Genomic DNA, 21,386 nt, shown 5'->3' on the forward strand with positions numbered 1-21,386 from the left:
CAAATTTTTAATGCTATTATTATTTCTGTTGCGATCTTGATGATGTACATGTACAAAGTCATCAAATTTAAACGTGAGATTACAATAATTACATCTACCTTGCTGCAACTTTATTAACCTTATTACCCTTGGTGATTTTCCTGGTACTTTGACTGCTAGTACAACATTGCATAATTCTATTATGGCTATTTTGATCAAAATTTGCAAGATTTTTTATGCGAAATACTATATACAAGTGATTGTGATTGATTTCAATTTGATGAATTAACATTCTAATAATATTTTGCTTAGTCTGCCAATCTACTTGATCAAGCTTTGATTCAACACTTGAGGAAAAGTTTTTCAAGCTATCTGTAACAAGGCTCAATTCTTGTTGTAACTTCTTTTGATCGAGTGTTCTTTCTTTCTCTTCTTCAATTTCTTTCAAATTCTGTTTCATTGTTGTGATTCTTGGTTCAAATTCTTCTTGGCTTATAAACCCTTTAGCATAGCTATCAATAAATTTTTTGATACTTAATCTTAGCTTACTTTCTTGCTTTTCACGTGTTTGATTATGTAAAGGTTTTTTGTTCTCTGATAATCTACGTTGATATTCATTTGCAATTCTATCTGGCTCTTTCAAGATACTCTTGACTTCTTCCCATATAACTCCATCTAATATATCAGTGCGTATTGATTTATTATCGCAGATTTTATTGCCATTAAATTTGCTAGAGTTTGTACCAGAGCAACGATAGTAATAATATGTCGACTTTTTATGAACGTGGTTTGTACCACAATAAGTATATTGACAACGTTGACATACCATTAAACCTTGTAATAAATATGTTTCTCTTCTTTGCCGTACTCTTGCTCTTTGTCTATTTTCAGCTAATTGTGTTTGCACTGAATCAAATAAATTTTCATTGATTATTTTTGGTACTGGAATATAAGTCCAATTCTCTTTATCACTATTAAAGCGACCACTTTTTAGTTTACCACAAGTTCCTTTTTTTGACTTTTTTACTTGTGGTTTTGAGCATGTCTTAGTTTTACCATAAGCTGCTTGTCCTATATAAGCAGGATTTTTTAACATGTTCCAAATAGTGCTCCTTTTCCAATACCTTTTTCCTGTTCGTGTTATTACCGGTATCTTATTCAGTTCATGTACAACTTCTCCTATACTTGCTCTTTCTTGGCCAACCCGACTAAATATTTTACGCACTATATTTGCCTCTTCTTCATCAACCTCAAATTGAGCACTTCCTTCACCTACATGTTTTGCTATGTAGCGATAACCGTAAGGCGCCCTACCCATCACACTTATACACCCAGCTTTGGCCGCATGAAGTTTACCTCTACGGTTTCGTTCCATAATCTTTGCACGTTCATACTCTGCTATTGCTCCTTGAATCTGTAGAAATAAATGGGAATCAGGATTATCATCAAACTTATGATTCAAAAATACTATTTCAGATCCAGCCTTTTTAAACTCTTCGAGTAAGATCATTTGATATGAAAATTTACGTGATAGCCGATCAGGTGAATGAATATATATCTTATCAATCTTACCTTCTGCTACTCTATCACGTAAATTTTCTAAGCCAGGACGTTCTAAATTTGATCCACTGTAACCATTATCAACAAACCTATGCTCATCTAATAATTCATGTCCATCGCTACTAATGCGACGCTCCAATTCTACAATCTGACTCTCTATCGTATTCTCTTGTGCTTGTTGTCTTGATGAAACTCTTGCATACAAGCTTACTGTTGTCATTTTCTTTCACCTCCTTTATTTTATATTTCAATAATTGTTCATAAGCATCTGCCAAATATGTACTCGCCAATCTGTGAGGTTCATAACGGCAATTAATAGTTAATTCCCCTTTTTGCATGTTTTTCTTCCTGTGAGTTTTTTTATAAGGTTAGGAGACTTCTATTAAACTAAATCAACGCACACCTTATTTAAGAAAGCTATCTAGTTCACACAAATTCTCCTTAATTAAATATACAAGATTTGAAAAAATTATGTCCAAAAAATCTTTGCTTGAATTGTCATATTATGTATAATATAGCTTATTTTATGTAATATGAATGTTCATCCAAGCCATGAATTTTGGGAAAGCGATTTAGAAGTTCCTGTTAACCTTTTATTAGATCGTTTTCAGGATTCTAATATACGTCAATCTTGGTTAGATTCCCTTTCTGGTAAACAACTGAGCATCACTTTTCAGCATTGCTTTAAAAAGCATTTGAATGGGCAACTTTTTCAGGACGGAGATTATGATGATAGATCCACTCAGCAAAAACGTAAGATACTTACCAGTTACTCTGACTCTCTTTTTAACTATTATCTCATTAGCTACTTTGATCGTACAAAGCTTGAGGCTACAGTCAGTGAAGTAGCAAGATTTGCCCTCACTCAAGAGTTAATGAGATCGTACCTAATAAAAAATAATACTAAGTACGATAAAAGATCCTTGTTGTTTTTACTATTTCACATAAATTGCGAACTTCTAAAATCTGTCTATCACTTTGATAAAGTACAAAAGAAAGGCTTCGTATCATTTGCTCTACAGAAACCACCAAGACAAATAAATACTTCATTTAAGGAATTTATGTCACAAGAATCCGTAGAGCAGATACTTAAGGATGATGAGCAGTTGCAGGGTTTTTTCCATCATCAAGATCGAATATATATGTTTGTACGTCGAGGAAGTGACATGGATTTACTGCTTAACTCAAATAAAGTTGTTCATGGTCATAAACCTGAGTGGATGATTTTAGATTTTTCGCTTGATGGCACTCAGGTTAATCTCTGTGCTAAAAATACTAACAAGGCTGTGGAAATAGCAAATAGTATTGCAAGTGGTTATTTTAACTGTGAATGTACTTTTGTAAATATACAAGATAAGAACTTTCCACTACAAGTGCATAAATTTCTTCAAGCATGTATAGAGGGTTCTGATCCTAATATTTGTATATTTGAGTTAAATTTTAAGTCAGATTATTTTAAGAATAGTAATACATATCTTACTTTAAGTGTAAAGCCGTATGATTCTATTGCACCAGAGTTACATATTTTAAAGCCATCTATTGGCAATATACTACAATCTATTCAATCAGCTAAAGTAATGTTCCAAAACAAAAAGGTAACATTTTCTTTCAAATCAAGTGGGGAAATTTATTATTCAGAGCATCCGCTCAATAAAAAAGAAAGAGAGGACCTGAAGAAACATATGGAACAATCTTATGGTCTTAAAATCCTTTCACGAGCAAATTGCTGATCTTTTAAGTTCAAATAGTTCTTGGGTTAATCCAAGTCAAAATCACATTAAAGCAGCAAGATACTTATTTGATCTTGGATTGATAAAAATGCAAGAAAGGTACTATATTGTTTGCTCTCGTGAAGAAGATCATCTTGATTGGCCAAATGTAATTGATCCAAGTTGTAGCAATGAGATTTTTATCGATCCAGACTTTGATGAAGCATGTGATGACGCTATTTGTGAAAACTGTTCTCGTCATATTTTGCCTAATACTTATAAAAAACAGAGATTTCATCTCTTATCCATATACTTAAATATAGAGAAAATCATAGACTGGTTTGAAACAAAGTTGAATGATTCAAGACTTATGTGGGGAAAAATGGAAAAAGGAGTTTATTATACTTGTGATCAAGGTCATATTGTAAATCTAATAATCCTTGATTTTTGTACTGATGCGATATTTTTAACCATAGATAAACTGAGAGTCCATCCGACAGTTCTCATTACTCTAAAAAAAGATATACCTAATCTATTATTGAGCCTATATGTAGTGCGAATGGTAGAACTGTTTTGCCAGTATAAGACTGTAACTGAGATATTCCAAGAGGCAGCTAAAAAAGGAGTACCAGAGGTAGTAGAAAATACTTCTTTGCAAGTTTTACCAGCTTCATATATTTCGCTTAAACGTGTTGAACCAATTGTGCCAATAAAGCTTTTGGAGTTACAGGTAGTTAAAGGTATGGTATATGTTAATAGCGTTGAAGTTATAAATAAAAAAGCTGCATCATGCCTTAATATTTTTCGAATATTGTTCAAGCAATTTTTACATGACTGTGAGAAAGAGTTACCACCTGAAAAACATACACTTCTCAATATTAATCAGTTAGAAAAACTCTTGGGACTTAGTTTAGAAGCAGATTTAGAACATCAAATCAGAAAACCATTAAATAAAATGCAAAGAACAATCAAAGCTACACTTGCTGAGAAATTAGGATTAAGTATTGAACGTGATGATGTAATACAAACCCTTGGTTGGCAAAGATCATCATATGGTTATCGTATTAACCCTTTTACTTTGACTATAAAAAAATAGAATTTCCTGATTTTAAAAATTTTCAGCTCCATGAGTAAATTTTCCAACTCCACGTGCAAATGGTCCTGTTTTTACATCAAGCCATTTATCTTCTTTTGAACCATTAGCCATTCCTTTAACTATTTGCTTTGCTTGTAAAAGCTCTTGCACTATACGCTCTAGTCTATCCCTTCCCATACTATGAAAAACTTCAGGCAATCTATGTCGTTGTTTATGTATTCCTGCACTTCCTGTATGAGTAAATGGATGTCCTGAAATAGCAGCTCGCGCAATTGAATCAATAAGATATATTTTAAGATCTTTATCGCTAATATTTTGAGCTTTTAATTGTTCAGTAATGTCTTCCAATAGCCCTGTTTCTTCATTTCTTAGGTAAGTACGTATGGTACGATCAGCTAGGCCATTTGCTTTAACAACAGCTCCATAAAATAGTGCATTTTGTCTTGGGATTTTTCCAATTGACCTAAAAATCATTGGTTTAGTTATATCTTCAACAGGCCAAAAAGCAAAAGAACACCTGACTCCATTTACGAGAGCAGAAGTGCCTCGAATAGCATCTCGTGCTTGCTCTACTGTTGATATAGGCTTTTCTCCCTTCAGCTTTCTCATATGATGTGCAGTAATTATTGAAGCTCCAGTGCTACATGCTAAATCAGATAATAAACACATGAGATAATCCCCTACTGCTGGATCAGCATTTAAATCTGCATGAATGAAAGAAGCAAGGGGATCAAATATAATGAGCTTTAAATCCTTTATCCTGCTCAGCTGCTTCATTAACGACTCAAATTCTGGAGAGATTTCTACAACTTTACCGCGAACGTTCTTAAGTATGGTAAGAGATCCTCCGATGTTTGGTAATGGTACAATAAATAGCCTACCTTTATATTTCAATCTCTCGCATTTTGGATCAAGTCGTTCTAAGCGACGATGTATTTCATTTGTATCATCCTCCGCAGAAAATACCACCACAGATCCATGTTCAGTAACAAGTGGACCAAATCCGCATACCTGATCTATGCTACCTGCAACCTTGAGGGCTAGGTCAAGAAGTAGCATACCTTTGCCTGTATCTCCCATTGCAGCCAAAATGGAGGTTACACCCAAAGGAAATAATCCTTCAACCAAGAATCTTTGCTTTGGTACTGGGCCTACAAAACGCTCTACGCTCCAGCTAAAAATATCAAGTGGTGGTTTAATAATTATTTTTCTTGAGTTTTTTTCGATAAATTCTTCAATATTTATTCCCTCTAACACACAATCAGCAGCATCCCAACTCTTTGGTTTATTCGGTGGAATCTTAAGCGTAGCAAGTGATGCAACACCAAGTTCTAAAAGTTTCTTTTCAGCGTTTTTGGCATATTTATTACCTGCTTCATCATTGTCTGGCCAAATGATAATATGTTTACCTTTTAGCGGAGTCCAATCTGTTTTATCAAGGGTAGCATTTGCTCCAAACATTGCTGTTGTTGCAGTTATTCCTTTCTCTATAAGTGCTTCTGCGCATTTTTCTCCTTCAACCAGAATAACCTTATCGGACTTTAAAATACCTAGAATATTATAGAGAGGTCTTATCTCTGGCTCTTTGAATCTTTGTTTTTTAACATCAAATGGTTTAAACTGTTTTTTCTCTAAAGGAGGATCATAACGATAGACTATTACAATCAATTGGTTATTTTCATCGTAGTAATTCCAACTACAAGTCAGATATTGTTCTAGATTTCTGATATTGTTTTGTTTCTTAAGACCAAGCCATTCACTTATTGAAGCCATTACTTCAGGAAATTCTATTTTGGCATTTTTCCCATGTACCGTTGCCCAAAGGTCAATAATGTCACCGCCTTCTCCTGTTGCAAAATCTTTCCATAATCCAGCTCTTTCGCCTGTTAATTCTATTACAGTACTTTTGCCCTTGTTACCCTGTACATCACCTACATAAAACTTATCACCACGAAATGTTCCTCTTGGTAGTAGGTGAAAAAGACAAGATCTGATGTTTTGTAAAAGCTGAGTTTTCACGTTTTTGCAGACAGGTTAAGCCGTAGCTATAACTTTAGAGTTCTGCCAACGCCCATTTACTCTGCTAATGAATTTTGCTGGTATTGATTTACCGTTTCTTAGCTCATATACTACTTGCAAGACATTTGCACGTTTATTTGGTTGAAACATTACCATACCAGATGTATAAAAACTTCTTAAAGCATTAGCACCAATTAAAGCTTGAAAAGGACTTTTTGCGAGTGTAGCTGTGGATACTTTTCTGGTATGACGTGTAATAATGATTCCAGCCATAGGATTAATTACAGAACGTAGTTTTTCTACTCTGCTTTGCAGGCCAGAAAACATATTTTCATAGTCAAGAGAATCCAAAACGATAAGATCTATCGTTTTAAATTTTTCTCCTATTATATCTTTTATTCTCTCTATACCTTCATCATTTAAAGTTAATCTCATCTTTGTAGTAACAATCAAGTTTTCCTCTGCTAGATTTGGCAGCCTTTGATTAGTTATGATTTGTTGTATGCGTTCCCTGATATAATTGTACTCCATCTCATTTTGCAGATAGATTATTTTTAGTGGCCTTGCTGACTTCATCTTAAGAAACGACACTCCTGCTGCAAGATGTGCAAGCAAAGAGAGAAGAAAATAACTTTTGCCAACCTTTGGCGTACCACCAATGACTAAAAGACCACCTGGAGTGAGAATTCGTGGAGCTATTATATCTTCTGGTATTGGTGATTGATCACTTAAGTACTGCTTTACAGAAAATATTTTTTCTTCTCTTTTCCGCCCTTTTTTTTCTCCACTCTTTGATTTTTTATTGAGCCACTTTCTAGCAGAATATATATCACCCTTAATTAAAATCCAAAGATCAATAATATCACCACCAGTTCCTTCAGTAAAATTACGCCAATCACCAGCTTCCTTACCTACTATTTTAACTGTAATTGTATTTCCATTTAAGTCTCCAATATAAGTTTTTTCTCGGTAAAACTCACCATTTGGAAGTAGGTAAGAAACACACTCCTTGATATTATCAATCAATAACATCTTTAACTCTTTTTGCTTTTTAGACATAAAATTCCCATACATATTTTTCATACGTGTAAAGTTGAGATTAGCTAGCTCACAAACAGTTTCAAAAGATTTTGAATTCAGCCAATTAATTGCTTCTTCTCTTAGCTTTGGGTTTTTTCCTACTGCGTCCTGAATACCTCTAGTAACGACAGCAGACCAAAGCTTTTCCTCGTCGTACTTCAAAATGGTACTCTGTCAATTTCATAATTTTTGCGGTATTCTGGAGTAACTACTGAGGCAATTTTGTTCTTCTCTCCATATTCATCAGTTATAACACCTACCTTTACTGTAAACTCCAACCCATTTAATTCTGCAATTGAATTTAGCTTACGAGCAAGGATTGCACTTTCTGAGTTATCATGTGGATGAATGTCACGTGCTGATTCCAAGATACTGCGAAGCATAGAGCGACCCATTTCTCCCCAAGTATCTTCTGCTTTATTACTTTTAATACCAATTATTTGGTAAATCTTGTGCTTTTCATATAGACCTTCAATAACGGTAAATTCTGTATTTAAATAAATGCTACCGGTAGTGGGGCTTTTAGTAAACCAATGCTCTGACCTTACCCAGAAAAAGTAGACAGAAAGTTAAGACGTTTTTGCTATGAGAATGATGAATCAAAAAGCTCAGGAATGCAATAGTTAATAGTAGAATGTCTACGCTGTTTATTATAAAAAATTTCTATATATTCAAATATTGCGGTTTTAGCTTGTTGTGCAGAGTGTTGTGAAGTATCAATGAGTAACTCTCTCTTAAGTGAACTAAAAAAGCTCTCTGAAACAGCATTATCATAACAACAACCTTTGTGACTCATACTAGAAGTAATATTTTTTGTACTTAGTAAAAATTGATAATTTTTAGAGGTGTATTGCGATCCTTGATCGCTATGAAATAGTAGATTTTTAGCAGATTTGCGCCTACCAATAGCCATGAATAACGCATCTATAACTAATTGCCTATTTACTGCATTACTCATTGACCAGCCAATCACCATGCGTGAATATAAATCTATTATTGCTGCCAAATATAACCATCCTTCATTAGTTTTTATGTACGTAATATCAGTTACCCATATCTTGTTAGGTTGATCAGCGATGAAATTCTGATTTAATATGTTAGGAGTTATAACTCTATTGTCTATTTGTGGTTTTTTACTTTTAAACTTTCGTCTAAGCTTAGCTTGAATGCCATTTTTCTGCATAACATTTTGCACTGTTTTGATGTTATAATTTTTACCTAAAGCCTTTAATTCAGCGTGAATTTTAGGAGCTCCGTATCTGCATTGTGATGCTCGATATACCTTCTGAATATCTTGTATGAGCTCTTCTCTTATTGATTTTTTGTTGTTTTTTTCCTTAGTAATCCATTTATAATAACCACAAGCAGATACGTTCAAAAATCTGCATAATTCCCGTATTTTATAGCAGTTTTCATGTTCTTTTATAAAAGAATATTTTACTCTTTTTGGTTTGCAAAATATCCCAGGGCTTTTTTTAAAATGTCTCTTTCCCTCGTTACTCTTGCCAGCTCTTTCTTTAAATCAAACTTTTCTTTGTCACAATGAGCTACTTTCCCTTTTCCTGGAAACGCATCTACTCCAGACATTCTATCATTGTATGTTTTTACCCATCTGCTTAATGAATCACCGCTAATACCCAAATCTCTTGCTATTTTTGCTGATGATTGACCTGTTTCTTTTACTAGTCTTATAGCTTCAATTTTGAATTCTGCTGTATATTCTTTTCTTTTTGTCATACCACACCTCTTTGAAAAAACGTTTTATTTTACTTCAAAAACGTCTTAACTTTCTGTCTACTTTTTCTGGGTAAGGTCACCATAAGCAAAATCTCCAACAGTTGCATTACTTATTGCATGTATAACGTTGGAGCTCTGCAGAGTTGTAGTGTCACTTCTCAGATCAATAATTTTTTCCATCTTATTTTTTGCCATTCAAACAACCAATTTGAGCATTCCAAAGTTCTTTATAAAGACCGTGCTTAGAAACTAGTTCAGCGTGTTTACCATCTTGGACAATTTTTCCTTTGTTAAATACTAGAATTCGGTCCATGTGTAAAAGTGTAGAAATACGGTGTGCTATAGTAATCGTAGTTTTATTTTTCATCAGTTTAAATAAACTCATTTGAATTGTTTTTTCTGTTATAGAATCTAACTGACTAGTTGGTTCATCGAGAAATAATATTGGAGCGTTTTTTAAAAATGCCCTGGCTATTATTATTCTTTGTCTTTCTCCTCCAGATAGCTTGATGCCTTTTTCTCCAACTGTAGTTCCATATTGATCTGGTAGAGTCATAATGAAATCGTGAATACCAGCCAGCTTTGCAGCTCTCATTATTTCTTCTATAGTAGATTGAAGTTTACCATATATGATGTTTGCTAAAATAGTATCATGAAATAACAATGGGTCTTGAGGTATTACAGATATTTGTTGCCTCAAAGAACTCTGTGTAACTTCTGATACTATTTGATTATCAATCTGTATATTACCTTTTTTAACATCAAATAGCCTTAGAATTAAGTTTATAAAAGTAGATTTACCACCTCCAGAATAACCAACTAGACCTACCTTTTCGCAAGGATTAATGGTAACTGAGAAATCTTGAAATAATGGCTCCTGACCTTCATAAGAAAAAGAAACATTGTTAAACGTTATTCTTCCACTTAATAAATTTAATTCTTTAGCATTTTCCTTATCTTGAATTTCTGGTACGGTAGTCAAGATTGGCAATGCATCTGAAACTTTGCCGAAATGAGTAGAAAATTGGGTAAGATTCCTAGTTAGATGGTTAAGAAACTCTATAATCGATATATTAATTCCAAGTACAAGAACAATATCTCCTATTGCGATTTTGTTCAATTGATAATCATGAATTAAAAAATACAAGTTTACTGCTTGGAGTATATCGAATGAATAGCCATATATAAACCAAAGACAAAAGTATGCCCATTGTAATTTTCTCTCTGCAATAGTTCTTTTCTTGCATATTTGAAAAAATTTGTGTCTCTCATGTGCTTGCTGAGAAAATAACCTTACTGATATAACATTTAAAATACTATCTGCTATACTAGCTATTACTTGTGAATTTTGTTTAGAGTAATTATCAGCTAGTTCAGTAAGTACACGAAAGCTGAAAATCGATACTAAAATAAAAATGCTTACCCAAGTGAATGTAGCGATTGCAAATTTTATGTTTACTAATGATAAGGTATAAATAGCTAAGACTAATGCTATGCTGTAACCGAAAAAACAATCTATAAGCAATCTTATTAACTCTATCACACTATCCATTAAGTTACTGACCTTATGTACTAAGCTTCCAGATAAATTGTTCTGATAATAGGAATGGTCGTGTTGGAGTAGCCTACAAAAAGACATATCAGCTATCTTTTGACGCATTAAGGTAAACATTCGAATGTCAACAAAATAGCCATAGAATCTAAAAGCAGTAGTGATAAGTAATGCCATACCAAGATAAGCGCTTACAGGTAATAAAAGATTTTCAATTACATTACCTTCCTGATATTTTACAGCTGTATCTAGAATATTTTTTACTAAATACTTTCTAAAAGACAAATCAACAGCTACCACCAACCTCAGTTGCGGATTAGCCAACGAAGTAAAGCTTAGAAATGCAGGGCTTTTTCGGCTGCATGGAATATGAAACAAGCGTAGAAAAAATGTGTACCAAAAAATTTATCGGTGATCTATGTCTTGTATGCTCAATCTCAAAGTTGTTTTTCAGAGAGCCAAAAACTGTCTCAATAATCGATCTTTTTCTTAACAAAATCTTCTCATTTAGCGCCATTAATGAGTTTTTCATACCCTTTTTTATACTGGTTACAAGCTTTAACCCTCTATCGAATAATTCGTGAAAAAGATCTTTTTTGATATATCCTTTATCTCCAAACAATAATCCAGTCAATTTCTGAGTTAAATTTGGCACAGGTTTTCTATCATCAATGTTGCCTTTTGTCACCGTAACCCCTTGAATTTCGCCAGCTTCGTTGATTACTAGATGTAGTTTAAAACCGAAAAACCACCCATAGGTAGTCTTTCCAATCTTTGCCAACCCTTTGAAAACTTTATTTCTCGAGGTCCTTTTTGGATGGCAAACAGCGATAGATGTTGCATCTATGTACGAAATCCCTGTCACTTTTGACTGTTCGCAAAACCATTGCATTAAGAGCACTAAATACCATAAAACCCTAGATTTTAGCCTAATAAACCTACTATAGGATGGCAATTTTGGAAACGCTGATTCGTATAATAATTTCAAATAATGCACATAGAAAATTTTAAAATTGTCGCACTTGGATTGGTGATATAGCAATATTATGGTAAGAATCTCTGAATGCGTAATCTCTGGCGTCCTGGTTGGTTTTTTGCTACTTGGTAGAAGTTTTTCTGCAAAATTCTTGTCAACTGAATTGCAAAAATCGTCGATCAGGCAAAATAATTCTGTTATATTTTCATTCATTGGTAACCTCTCTATTTTGTAAATAATTTTCCGAGGTTACCCTATTTTCCTGGCTTTTTCACTGATTTCTAATCCGCAACTGGGGTCACCAGGGCAACTAAAGACATTATAAGTACATTAAGTTTGAATTTAGATACTATATTCAGGATGAACATCAATACACATTTGAAGCTATCAACTCTACTTCTGTTCATTTATAATGCTAGCTCCACTACGTTGACTTTTTTATTGAGAAATACAAGTAGTGAAAACCATAAATTTTTGTATATTTTTCCTGAGATGTCTCCAGCATCATGTAGTGCTGATGCTTGATTGAGAATAAGTAGCTTATATAAATCTCGCTTAGCCTTAGTACTCACTTTTACCCACAAGTATAAAAAGCAAGTAAGATAGAGAAAAATATACTGAGTAAGATGAGGTAAAAATGTGTGAAGTAAATAGAAATGTACAATGTGCTGATGGCTTAGGAGATAAATGGCTAGAAAAAGAGTTGAGACATGTTAATCTGGGAGATGTAAGGCTTAATAAAAGACTTATTAAAACAAGCTATTTAATAGAGAATAAGGCGTCTGGGTCAATTAATCAAAGCTGTGTAGGATGGAAAGAAGCTAAAGGTGCATACAGATTATTTAGCAATGAAAAGCTTGAAGCTAAGGAAATTTATTCTTCCCATTATAAAGAAACTATAGAAAGGATAAAAGGAGATGAGATTGTATTTTCAGTTCAAGATACAAGTTATTTGGATTTTGACTCTCATATAAAGACTAAGGGTCTAGGTAGTATTTCTAAAGCCTATACAAAACATAAAAAGGGTTTGTTATTGCACAGTGCCTTAATAGTTAACAAAGACGGATTACCTTTAGGGCTATCTTCTCAACAGTGTTGGGCACGTTCTATCAGGGAAGAAACAGCGCAAGAAAAAGCAAACAGGAAATACCGTACTGCTATAAAGGAGAAAGAAAGCTATAAATGGATAGCGGCACTAAAAGAAACCCTAAATAACCTCGCAGAAGGTGCACAGCTTGTTACTATTGGTGATAGGGAAGCAGATATTTTTAAGTTTTTATGGACTATTGAATCATTGGATAGTTTTTATGTAATCCGCAACCGAACTAATAGGAAATTCATCTGTATTGAAGGGGGAAAAACGGATTTGCAAACACGTATAACTCAACTGCCTGTAAAAAGGGAAATTGTTTTGAATGTTGCTGAAAATAAATACCAAATCTCAAGAAAAGCTAACATTGAAGTCAGGTATATGAAAGGCTATATACCTATCAGATCTTCTTACATTTATGGATCGAAAGATACAGAGCATAAAATAAGTGATAAAATCGCTATATATGTAGTAAGTGCCAAAGAAACAAATCCTCCTGAAAGAGTAGAAGCTATTGATTGGACTTTGCTGACTAATGTACCAGTTAATAGCACTTTAGATGCTATAGAAAGGATCAATTGGTATAAGCTAAGATGGAAAATCGAGGAGTATTTTAGGATTTTAAAATCAGGATGTAAGGTAGAAAGCTCTCGTTTAGCTACAAAAGAAAGATTAGAGAAATTAATCGCTATAAAGAGCATTATTGCATTTAAAATTTTATATTTAACAAAAGTCGCTTTATCGAATCCCATGGAGGTTTGTACCAAGGTTTTAAGTAATGAAGAGTGGAAAACCCTTTACATACGTGAGCATAAAGTAGCCAAATTGCCAGAAGAACCTCCAAACATAAAACAAGCTATTATTTGGTTAGGAAAATTAGGTGGATTTATGAATAGAAAAAGTGATAATTTACCAGGAACTATGACTCTATGGCGTGGTTATGAAAACCTCAGGGAAAGCATGGTTATGCTTCGCATAATGACCTCTCAAAGTTGTGGGTAAAAGTGAGGCCTTAGTAGTGTCGATCTCAGAAATATTTGTAGTTGTGTCTGTAATAAAGGCTAACCAGCTCTTGATAAGTTCTTCCATGTTTTTTGCTTTTATACTTTCCTGGTAGCCAAATAATGACAAGCATTCTCTCAGTATAGATTCTGTTAACTCACCACAATTGAGTATACCAAAAACTGAAGGCTGAGGTTTTGGCACATAGGGAAGGTTTTGATCTTTTACAATCCACCTTGTTACATAAGCAAATCTATCTTTAGCATCTGTATTCTTATCACTACCATGCCATAACCGTGAATCAAAAATTATTGCATCTCCTGCTGAAATAGGTAGTGACTTAATTTTGTAATTTTCTCGGTTATTTGAGTACTGATCAAAAAAATATGGGTACCAAAAATCAACTAAAGGCTGTATTTTCCATTTATGACTGTTTTCTATAATTTGTAGTGCACCTGAAGTTTCACTGACATTATTCAAAGCTAACCAAACGGAAAAGTGGTAAGGATCATCGAAACTATAGGAGATGTCTTGATGGAAGGGAACTGCATCTATTAAATCAGCAGTTTTACATATAACATTTGATTTTTTCTGCAGTATCTGACACTGAAGTGACTTTTCAAGGTAATTTTTAATAATTTTATCTAATGCTTGAGAGATAATTCTAGTTACTTGAGATAACATGCCCCATCTGCCGGTACAGTTTAAGTAGTCAGAAGTTGAAACACTTAATTCTTGGGATAGCTTTGATATTTTATTTGTTATATCACTTAAAGACTGAGTTATTAGCTTTAAAGGAACCAGATTTTTGATAATAAAAAAACCATTTTTTTGTAATGTTTCCATGTGATTAACATCTGACATCAATAACTGATAAGTAATCTGTTAAAGGTAAAACAGCAAAAATTTTGAATCCTTTTACTTGTTTGAGTATTTTTTCCCAATCGTTTAATGTTCTTAGTTTACCTCCTGTTTCAACCATGACATTAATATCTACAGAGCCTCCAGTTGGAGAGCGGTAATCTAAAATAGTTTCTATCAATAAAATACGAGATATTCCTTTGACCAATTTTAAATAAGACAATACTTTATCATCATCATAGTGCTGTAGAAAGCGGCAAAAGACACCTAATTCATAATTTGTAACTGATAGTTCTTCCTGAGTTATAAGTTTGACTTTTAAATTTTCTACTAACTGTCTTGGTACTTTATGTTCGTTATATAGGCCTATAGAACCTTTATTGTGTATATCAGAATAAGCAAGAAATAAAGAGTGTACACCAAATAGCAATATATTCTTAGCATCATCTATATTAATTCTAGAATTAAACTCTTTAGTATCAAACCTAGAATATCCTAGCAATGCTTGGTAAAACGCTATTTTCTTATTTTCTGATGCTTCTCTTTCCTTAAAAGATTCAAATGAAGAGATTGACTTCTGTTTTAGTATATCGGCAATATTTAACCAATTCTTTTCAGCGGCAACTCTTGCCCACATCGTTGCTGCTTTTGGCAAAAATGGTATTCCCTTAAAACACTTACCTTTTGATGATAGTTGCCATAAGTCCTTGTCCTTATCGTAATCAATAAACCCTATTTCCCACAACGCCCTTAACAGCCTTTCTAGATTTGGTACGATAATGTTTAACTTTTTAGATAAAACTGGCGTAGTTGCAGGTAAAATATTTAACAAATCAAGTTCAATAGCAACGCTTGTTAGGTAAGTTTTCCAAAAGGCTGAAAGTTCTGCAGAAATCCTATGCACTTGAGATTCTTTACCTAAATCAAAAATACTAAACTTTACATTTCCGGTAATATCGATTTGTCCTAACACACCTTCAAAAGTTTCAACTTTTGCCATCCCATTATAAAATGCTTCTACCATTTTAAATCTCTGCTGGTAAACAGGATCACCATTAATATCTATATGAAACCAACCATGTTGATCTTCTGCAATAGAATACCCTTTATGAAAAACATTAAGTTTTTTATACCATTTATTATGTACTAACTTTCCATGATGATTAATATGTGTAGCTTTACCATCCTTATAGACTACAGCGATACCATCCTTAAAATCTCCAACATAATCATATTCCTCCTGATAAATCCTGTTGCCATTTAAATTAATATGAAAACATTTATCATGTCTTCTAACTACACAAGCATCTTCCTGATAATTTCCAATCCATTGATACGACTGTTTGTATACTCTACATCCAGATGAATCAATATGGTAACACCCTGTATCATCTTCTACGGCCGCTCTATTAAAGTAGAATCCAAAAGTTTTTAGAAATCTATGATGATAAACTGCTTCTCCTCTCACATTGATATGATAAGCGCCTATCTGATCATAAACCGGTGCAAGACCGGGCTCATGAAATTTACCAACCTTTATAAACCTATTTTCATACAAAGGATTTCCTAGCAACTCGTGAAACCTCTCACACGGTGAAATTTTAATAGATCTAAGATTATCTTTGATTAATTGATCAAAGGTTTTCTCATGTTGCATGTTTTGCATAATTTGTAATTTAAATAATTCTTTTGTAAGCTTAGGTACTCACTACTCTGCCATATTTCCTCGAGTTTAACCTCATTAACATTACCAAAATTTCCTAATGTCTTACGGAGTTCATCTGGAGCACAGCAAGGACTAAACTTTCCTTCATTGTTTATCCATGCTTCTTTACCTAAAAATGGGCATTGACCACCTGGAGCCAAATCCTTAATACCTTCTTGAGAAAGGATTGTGAAATTTTCTAATTTTATCTTTTTACCATTTGGCAATAGAATATTATCTCTAAGTTCGTATAACCTTCTCACCTCCGTGTTCCATCTACTAATTGCTAATTCATCTCTTCTCATAGATAGATCCTTAATTTCCTCAAAATGTGCCCAAAGATGATGTCCTTTAACTCTATCTATGCCATTTTTTATGGCCATCTTAACTATGTCATAGAGTTCATGTAAATTACTTTCCAAAAATGTTAATTGTAAAGTAACGGTACACCTTTCACCTGTATCGCTAAAGTATTTATCTCTAACTTCAAGGAAAGTTTTTAAATTTTCTGTCACTACTTCCCATTTTGAACCTTTCATGATTCTTTCATGAGTTTCTTTAGTTGCCCCATTCCAGGAAATCTTAACATCAGATAAAATTGGTACCAATAGTTCAGCCCATTTTCTAGCTCCTTTAATAGGAAAAGAACCATTGGTTGTGAGGTTAAGCTTAAGGCTGAACTCATGGCACAAATTGATTATTTCATCAAAGCTTTTATACATTAAAGGCTCACCCATAGTAGAAGGAATGATTTCCCTTAAAACCCCAGTTGCGGATTAGAAATCAGTGAAAAAGCCAGGAAAATAGGGTAACCTCGGAAAATTATTTACAAAATAGAGAGGTTACCAATGAATGAAAATATAACAGAATTATTTTGCCTGATCGACGATTTTTGCAATTCAGTTGACAAGAATTTTGCAGAAAAACTTCTACCAAGTAGCAAAAAACCAACCAGGACGCCAGAGATTACGCATTCAGAGATTCTTACCATAATATTGCTATATCACCAATCCAAGTGCGACAATTTTAAAATTTTCTATGTGCATTATTTGAAATTATTATACGAATCAGCGTTTCCAAAATTGCCATCCTATAGTAGGTTTATTAGGCTAAAATCTAGGGTTTTATGGTATTTAGTGCTCTTAATGCAATGGTTTTGCGAACAGTCAAAAGTGACAGGGATTTCGTACATAGATGCAACATCTATCGCTGTTTGCCATCCAAAAAGGACCTCGAGAAATAAAGTTTTCAAAGGGTTGGCAAAGATTGGAAAGACTACCTATGGGTGGTTTTTCGGTTTTAAACTACATCTAGTAATCAACGAAGCTGGCGAAATTCAAGGGGTTACGGTGACAAAAGGCAACATTGATGATAGAAAACCTGTGCCAAATTTAACTCAGAAATTGACTGGATTATTGTTTGGAGATAAAGGATATATCAAAAAAGATCTTTTTCACGAATTATTCGATAGAGGGTTAAAGCTTGTAACCAGTATAAAAAAGGGTATGAAAAACTCATTAATGGCGCTAAATGAGAAGATTTTGTTAAGAAAAAGATCGATTATTGAGACAGTTTTTGGCTCTCTGAAAAACAACTTTGAGATTGAGCATACAAGACATAGATCACCGATAAATTTTTTGGTACACATTTTTTCTACGCTTGTTTCATATTCCATGCAGCCGAAAAAGCCCTGCATTTCTAAGCTTTACTTCGTTGGCTAATCCGCAACTGAGGTTTAAAGGTGTGCCAGCTGCTTCCTTAATTACTTTTCTGATAGTTTCTATCGACAGTATCTTAGGTTTTATTCCTTTAGCTTTCTTTTCTTCTTTAACTTTGCTGTATGGTGAAAAACATTCGCACATTATACAAGCAAAATTACAGTAATCTGGATTAGTATCAAAAGTAATTCTCCAAGGACCGGGTTTAACAGCTACTGATTTGCCTTTCTTTTCAATAGCATTACGGTAAATCTTGTTAAGTTTTTCAGTATGCTCACTTATAGAAGGTATATTTCCATTTTCAGTATAAGGATAGCCTTTTTGGGTAAGTTTATTGTATAACTCCTGATTTGTAGATAGGACTTGCATTTTTTCTGACAAACTACTTGCATCTCTGTGCTTAAATAATAGTCCATCTCTTACATATTCTGCCATACCACCATAATCGGCTGTTATAACTGGTATTCTCTAAGTTGCTGTGCTTCATGTATTACTAACGGTGAATTTTCACCCCAAATTGAAGGAACGACTATTGCATCAACTTTATTAAATACGTCAGTAACTATATTCTTATTATCATAACTTCCCATCCACTCTATTCTTTCTTTAACAACAGGTGAAAACTGATCGGCAATTGCTTTTAAAGCTTTAGTTTCTTCTCTTGCTGCTCCCCAAATTCTAAGTTTTGCTTTAGATGGTAAGTGAGAAAAAGCCTTTAGTAATAGGTCAACACCTTTTTCGGGAGTATGAGTACCAATATAACCGAAAATAAACTCTTTTTCTTGTACTCTATTTCTATTCTTAAGACGATTGAGATCAAAACCATAATCAAGATAAGAAATTTTGTTTATCGGAACATTAAAATCCTGAGTAAATTTATCCATCAAGAATTTCGATGGGGAAATAAAGTAATCTATATAGTCTATTATTTTCCTTGTGTACTTCATTCTAGTTGCAACCCATTGTTCCCAATAATTTAGGTCTAAATTCAGGAATTCTTCATCTCCTGTAAAATATCCCTTGTAACATTGGGTTGCACATTTTTGATCCTTTTGTCCATCACAAAGCCGTAATAAATCTTCAGAATTGCGTTGAATAAACCTTCCTCTTGGACACATTAACCAAAAGTCATGTAGCGTAAAAATTGTAGGTATATTTTCTTTAAAAGCAATTTCTGGTAAAGTAATTGATAGATGATTAAGATGACCAAAATGTATAAGATCTGGCTGAAAGTTATCTATTACTCTTTTAAATTTTATATCTACTTCTTCATTAATAAATTTGTAACGATATTTAGTTATGGGTATATTAATTAAATGCAGTAAGATTCGTGAATCACTACGATCTAGTACTGTAGTGTAATAAAAATCAGGTAAAAAGCTATTTTCATACCTAGTAAATACTTGTACCTCATTGTTATTTGCTAGTTCATGAGCAAGAGTTTGGCTATAAACCTCTGAACCAGCACTATAATAAGGAGGGTAACCATGAATAACTTTTAATATTTTCATATATTACCATATCTATATTGTTAGGATATTCTTGTGTATTGTTTTGTAGACTTTTTATAAAATTGCTTAATCCTACTTCTAATGAATGCTTTGGAGACCAACCAAGTAGCTCTTTAGCTCTAGTAAAATCACCATGGAACTTAGTTACATCAAAATTTCTTGGAGGATAAAAATCAATTCTAGAATCACTTTTTGTGACTTTTAATATTGTTTTTGCTAAGTTTTCTAAAGTACATGGGCTATTAGTAGTAAGATGAATAGCAGGAAGAGAAGATTTTTCACTTTGTAAATATTTAACAGTTAAGCATATACCCTCTATAACATCATCCAAGTAGGTAAAATCAAAAACACATTCTTTACCTTCTATTTTAATTGGATCACCTCTTAATGCATTAATACAGAGTGCAGGAATTACTCTACTGTTATGATCTAGTAAACCACCGTATACATTTGAAAAGCGTAATATTGCTACATTAAAATCTTTTAAACTTGTTATTTGCTTCTCAATAAATGCTTTACCTTTGGCATAATTATTTATTGGATTGATACTAGCAGATTCTGTAACCGGCAGTTCCTTCTGCTCTCCATAGACTTCCCTACTACTTGCATATATAAACCACGGTTTATTTGGAAGTGAATTACATAACCCTAAAAACTGCATTGTACCATCAACATTAATTTTTTGACACAGTTGAGGATAAAGTTCACCATGTATAACTCGAGAAATTGCAGCCAGATGAATAATTCCTGTACACTTAGCAAGTAGTGGTACTACATCTTCTAAAAAAAAACTGAGTGGATTATCGCGAAACCTAATATCGCAGCTTATTACTTCATGGCCTTGGTTTTCTAACTTTTTCACCAAGGTCGACCCTATCAAACCTGCAGCACCTGTTATTAATATCCCCATGTATACCCTCTCACTACAACTAGGAAAATTTGTCGTACCAATTATCTTACAAGTAAGAATTAAAAGGTATTATAAAACCAGTATAAAACAAATGTCAACTTAAATTAATGAATAAAAAAATGTAGTTATGAAAGAAAAGTTGGCTGCCTTTTTTTTTGAAAATAGTGTTCGGCTTTAATCAAATCCTCTTTATTATTTACTCCCATTGCTTCTCTTTCATCAGAAACTACATAACCTACACTCAAGTTATTGGTTGCTGCAATGGGCACTATATCATTAAGACAATATTCATTGGTCGAATTATTAAATTTTATTTCTTTTACTAAGGTAAAGAGATCTTTAGCATATAAAGCCATTATTCCAGAGTTTGCAAGAAGCATTTTATCTCCATTTTTTAGGATTTTTTGAACATTTCCATAATTATCAATTACTAATCTTCCATATTGTTCATCTTGACTATTGAATCCAAGAAGAACTAAATTATTATACTTTAAACAATCAGTCATTTTCATAACTGTATCGCTAGATATAAAAGGAGTGTCTCCGTACTGTATTAAAACTATGTCTTGATCAGATAACTCCTCCAGATTTTCTAGAGCAATTTTAACTGCAGTGCCAGTGCCTGTAATATCTTCTTGAATTATTAGTTTTATATTGTATTGATCGATTATACTTTTTAGAGTATCAAAGTTTTCTAAATCTTTTAGAAGGGAGTTGTTAACAACAATTGATAAGCTTTTTAGACTCAGCGATTTTGCATTAGAAATTATATGTTCTAAAAGAGTAAGATTTCCCACTTGGTGCAACGCTTTTGAATATTCAGAATTCATTCTACTGCTCTTTCCTGCTGCTAATATTATCAAAATTTTACTCATACATAA

At 33.2% G+C, this 21,386-nt stretch carries 14 protein-coding genes and 6 pseudogenes; 4 read left to right on the top strand and 16 right to left on the bottom strand.

What is annotated here, in order from left to right; all coding sequences use genetic code 11:
- Window positions 1-24: 24 nt before the first annotated feature.
- Both ACQH21_RS06950 and ACQH21_RS06955 read right to left on the bottom strand, forming a co-directional pair.
- A pseudogene (locus ACQH21_RS06950) lies at window positions 25-108 on the bottom strand (hypothetical protein); the annotation flags it as partial.
- Window positions 95-1,759 carry a recombinase family protein gene (locus ACQH21_RS06955; RefSeq protein ID WP_425384130.1) on the bottom strand — a complete coding sequence of 555 codons (1,665 nt, stop codon included), beginning with the start codon at window positions 1,757-1,759 and terminating at the stop codon, window positions 95-97. The pseudogene ACQH21_RS06950 and the gene ACQH21_RS06955, both read right to left, overlap by 14 nt.
- Before the next feature lie 313 nt (window positions 1,760-2,072).
- On the opposite strand from ACQH21_RS06955, the gene ACQH21_RS06960 reads away from it, so the two are divergent.
- A complete protein-coding gene (locus tag ACQH21_RS06960) occupies window positions 2,073-3,269 on the top strand; it encodes a hypothetical protein (protein WP_425384003.1) in 1,197 nt (398 codons plus the stop codon).
- Window positions 3,235-4,344, top strand: a complete 1,110-nt coding sequence (locus ACQH21_RS06965) for a hypothetical protein (protein ID WP_425384131.1) — start codon at window positions 3,235-3,237, stop codon at window positions 4,342-4,344. The genes ACQH21_RS06960 and ACQH21_RS06965 overlap by 35 nt, the downstream gene beginning before the upstream one ends.
- Before the next feature lie 12 nt (window positions 4,345-4,356).
- On the opposite strand, the gene ACQH21_RS06970 is transcribed toward ACQH21_RS06965, so the two are convergent.
- From ACQH21_RS06970 to ACQH21_RS07005, 8 genes and pseudogenes are all read right to left on the bottom strand, one after another.
- Window positions 4,357-6,363 carry an AAA family ATPase gene (locus tag ACQH21_RS06970; RefSeq protein ID WP_425384132.1) on the bottom strand — a complete coding sequence of 669 codons (2,007 nt, stop codon included), beginning with the start codon at window positions 6,361-6,363 and terminating at the stop codon, window positions 4,357-4,359.
- A 15-nt stretch (window positions 6,364-6,378) separates the two neighbouring features.
- A complete protein-coding gene (locus ACQH21_RS06975) occupies window positions 6,379-7,422 on the bottom strand; it encodes an AAA family ATPase (protein ID WP_425384133.1) in 1,044 nt (347 codons plus the stop codon).
- A 179-nt stretch (window positions 7,423-7,601) separates the two neighbouring features.
- Window positions 7,602-7,982: pseudogene (locus ACQH21_RS06980) on the bottom strand (hypothetical protein); the annotation flags it as partial.
- 44 nt (window positions 7,983-8,026) lie between these two features.
- A pseudogene (locus ACQH21_RS06985) lies at window positions 8,027-9,180 on the bottom strand (IS3 family transposase).
- Window positions 9,181-9,255: 75 nt separating this feature from the next.
- Window positions 9,256-9,360, bottom strand: a pseudogene (locus ACQH21_RS06990) (threonine aldolase family protein); the annotation flags it as partial.
- A 1-nt stretch (window position 9,361) separates the two neighbouring features.
- Window positions 9,362-11,056 carry an ABC transporter ATP-binding protein gene (locus ACQH21_RS06995; RefSeq protein WP_425384134.1) on the bottom strand — a complete coding sequence of 565 codons (1,695 nt, stop codon included), beginning with the start codon at window positions 11,054-11,056 and terminating at the stop codon, window positions 9,362-9,364.
- Entirely contained in the window at window positions 11,049-11,921 is an 873-nt protein-coding gene (locus tag ACQH21_RS07000; protein WP_425383942.1) for an IS982 family transposase, read from the bottom strand. The genes ACQH21_RS06995 and ACQH21_RS07000 overlap by 8 nt, the downstream gene beginning before the upstream one ends.
- A 194-nt stretch (window positions 11,922-12,115) precedes the next feature.
- A complete protein-coding gene (locus tag ACQH21_RS07005) occupies window positions 12,116-12,280 on the bottom strand; it encodes a hypothetical protein (RefSeq protein ID WP_425384135.1) in 165 nt (54 codons plus the stop codon).
- 65 nt (window positions 12,281-12,345) lie between these two features.
- Here ACQH21_RS07005 and ACQH21_RS07010 point away from each other — a divergent pair, with 65 nt between their 5' ends.
- Window positions 12,346-13,800, top strand: a complete 1,455-nt coding sequence (locus ACQH21_RS07010; RefSeq protein ID WP_425384012.1) for an IS4 family transposase — start codon at window positions 12,346-12,348, stop codon at window positions 13,798-13,800.
- Here ACQH21_RS07010 and ACQH21_RS07015 read toward each other — a convergent pair.
- From ACQH21_RS07015 to ACQH21_RS07025, 3 genes and pseudogenes are all read right to left on the bottom strand, one after another.
- The gene (locus tag ACQH21_RS07015) at window positions 13,726-14,646 is read right to left on the bottom strand and encodes a phytanoyl-CoA dioxygenase family protein (protein WP_425384136.1); all 921 of its coding nucleotides are present in this window, start codon (window positions 14,644-14,646) and stop codon (window positions 13,726-13,728) included. The two genes, ACQH21_RS07010 and ACQH21_RS07015, sit on opposite strands and share 75 nt — an antisense overlap.
- Window positions 14,647-14,650: 4 nt before the next feature.
- The gene (locus tag ACQH21_RS07020) at window positions 14,651-16,327 is read right to left on the bottom strand and encodes a WG repeat-containing protein (RefSeq protein ID WP_425384137.1); all 1,677 of its coding nucleotides are present in this window, start codon (window positions 16,325-16,327) and stop codon (window positions 14,651-14,653) included.
- Window positions 16,288-17,127: pseudogene (locus tag ACQH21_RS07025) on the bottom strand (radical SAM/SPASM domain-containing protein); the annotation flags it as partial. The gene ACQH21_RS07020 and the pseudogene ACQH21_RS07025, both read right to left, overlap by 40 nt.
- An 87-nt stretch (window positions 17,128-17,214) precedes the next feature.
- Here ACQH21_RS07025 and ACQH21_RS07030 point away from each other — a divergent pair.
- Entirely contained in the window at window positions 17,215-18,087 is an 873-nt protein-coding gene (locus tag ACQH21_RS07030) for an IS982 family transposase (protein ID WP_425383942.1), read from the top strand.
- A gap of 15 nt (window positions 18,088-18,102) precedes the next feature.
- Here the strand turns inward: ACQH21_RS07030 and ACQH21_RS07035 are convergent.
- From ACQH21_RS07035 to ACQH21_RS07045, 3 genes and pseudogenes are all read right to left on the bottom strand, one after another.
- A pseudogene (locus tag ACQH21_RS07035) lies at window positions 18,103-19,595 on the bottom strand (glycosyltransferase); the annotation flags it as partial.
- The gene (locus ACQH21_RS07040; RefSeq protein ID WP_425384138.1) at window positions 19,552-20,505 is read right to left on the bottom strand and encodes an NAD-dependent epimerase/dehydratase family protein; all 954 of its coding nucleotides are present in this window, start codon (window positions 20,503-20,505) and stop codon (window positions 19,552-19,554) included. The pseudogene ACQH21_RS07035 and the gene ACQH21_RS07040, both read right to left, overlap by 44 nt.
- A gap of 125 nt (window positions 20,506-20,630) precedes the next feature.
- The gene (locus ACQH21_RS07045) at window positions 20,631-21,380 is read right to left on the bottom strand and encodes an NTP transferase domain-containing protein (RefSeq protein ID WP_425384139.1); all 750 of its coding nucleotides are present in this window, start codon (window positions 21,378-21,380) and stop codon (window positions 20,631-20,633) included.
- Window positions 21,381-21,386 lie beyond the last annotated feature (6 nt).

Source organism: Wolbachia endosymbiont (group B) of Eupithecia inturbata (assembly GCF_964030915.1).
Classification (GTDB): domain Bacteria; phylum Pseudomonadota; class Alphaproteobacteria; order Rickettsiales; family Anaplasmataceae; genus Wolbachia.

Bases quoted from the DNA above. Each gene is read 5' to 3' on its own strand.
- ACQH21_RS07000 (WP_425383942.1), bottom strand. From the start codon at position 11,921: ATGAATGAAAATATAACAGAATTATTTTGCCTGATCGACGATTTTTGC.
- ACQH21_RS07010 (WP_425384012.1), top strand. From the start codon at position 12,346: ATGTGTGAAGTAAATAGAAATGTACAATGTGCTGATGGCTTAGGAGAT.
- ACQH21_RS06960 (WP_425384003.1), top strand. From the start codon at position 2,073: ATGAATGTTCATCCAAGCCATGAATTTTGGGAAAGCGATTTAGAAGTT.
- ACQH21_RS07040 (WP_425384138.1), bottom strand. From the start codon at position 20,505: ATGGGGATATTAATAACAGGTGCTGCAGGTTTGATAGGGTCGACCTTG.
- ACQH21_RS07015 (WP_425384136.1), bottom strand. From the start codon at position 14,646: ATGGAAACATTACAAAAAAATGGTTTTTTTATTATCAAAAATCTGGTT.
- ACQH21_RS07030 (WP_425383942.1), top strand. From the start codon at position 17,215: ATGAATGAAAATATAACAGAATTATTTTGCCTGATCGACGATTTTTGC.
- ACQH21_RS06955 (WP_425384130.1), bottom strand. From the start codon at position 1,759: ATGACAACAGTAAGCTTGTATGCAAGAGTTTCATCAAGACAACAAGCA.
- ACQH21_RS06975 (WP_425384133.1), bottom strand. From the start codon at position 7,422: ATGTCTAAAAAGCAAAAAGAGTTAAAGATGTTATTGATTGATAATATC.
- ACQH21_RS07020 (WP_425384137.1), bottom strand. From the start codon at position 16,327: ATGCAAAACATGCAACATGAGAAAACCTTTGATCAATTAATCAAAGAT.
- ACQH21_RS06965 (WP_425384131.1), top strand. From the start codon at position 3,235: ATGGTCTTAAAATCCTTTCACGAGCAAATTGCTGATCTTTTAAGTTCA.
- ACQH21_RS07045 (WP_425384139.1), bottom strand. From the start codon at position 21,380: ATGAGTAAAATTTTGATAATATTAGCAGCAGGAAAGAGCAGTAGAATG.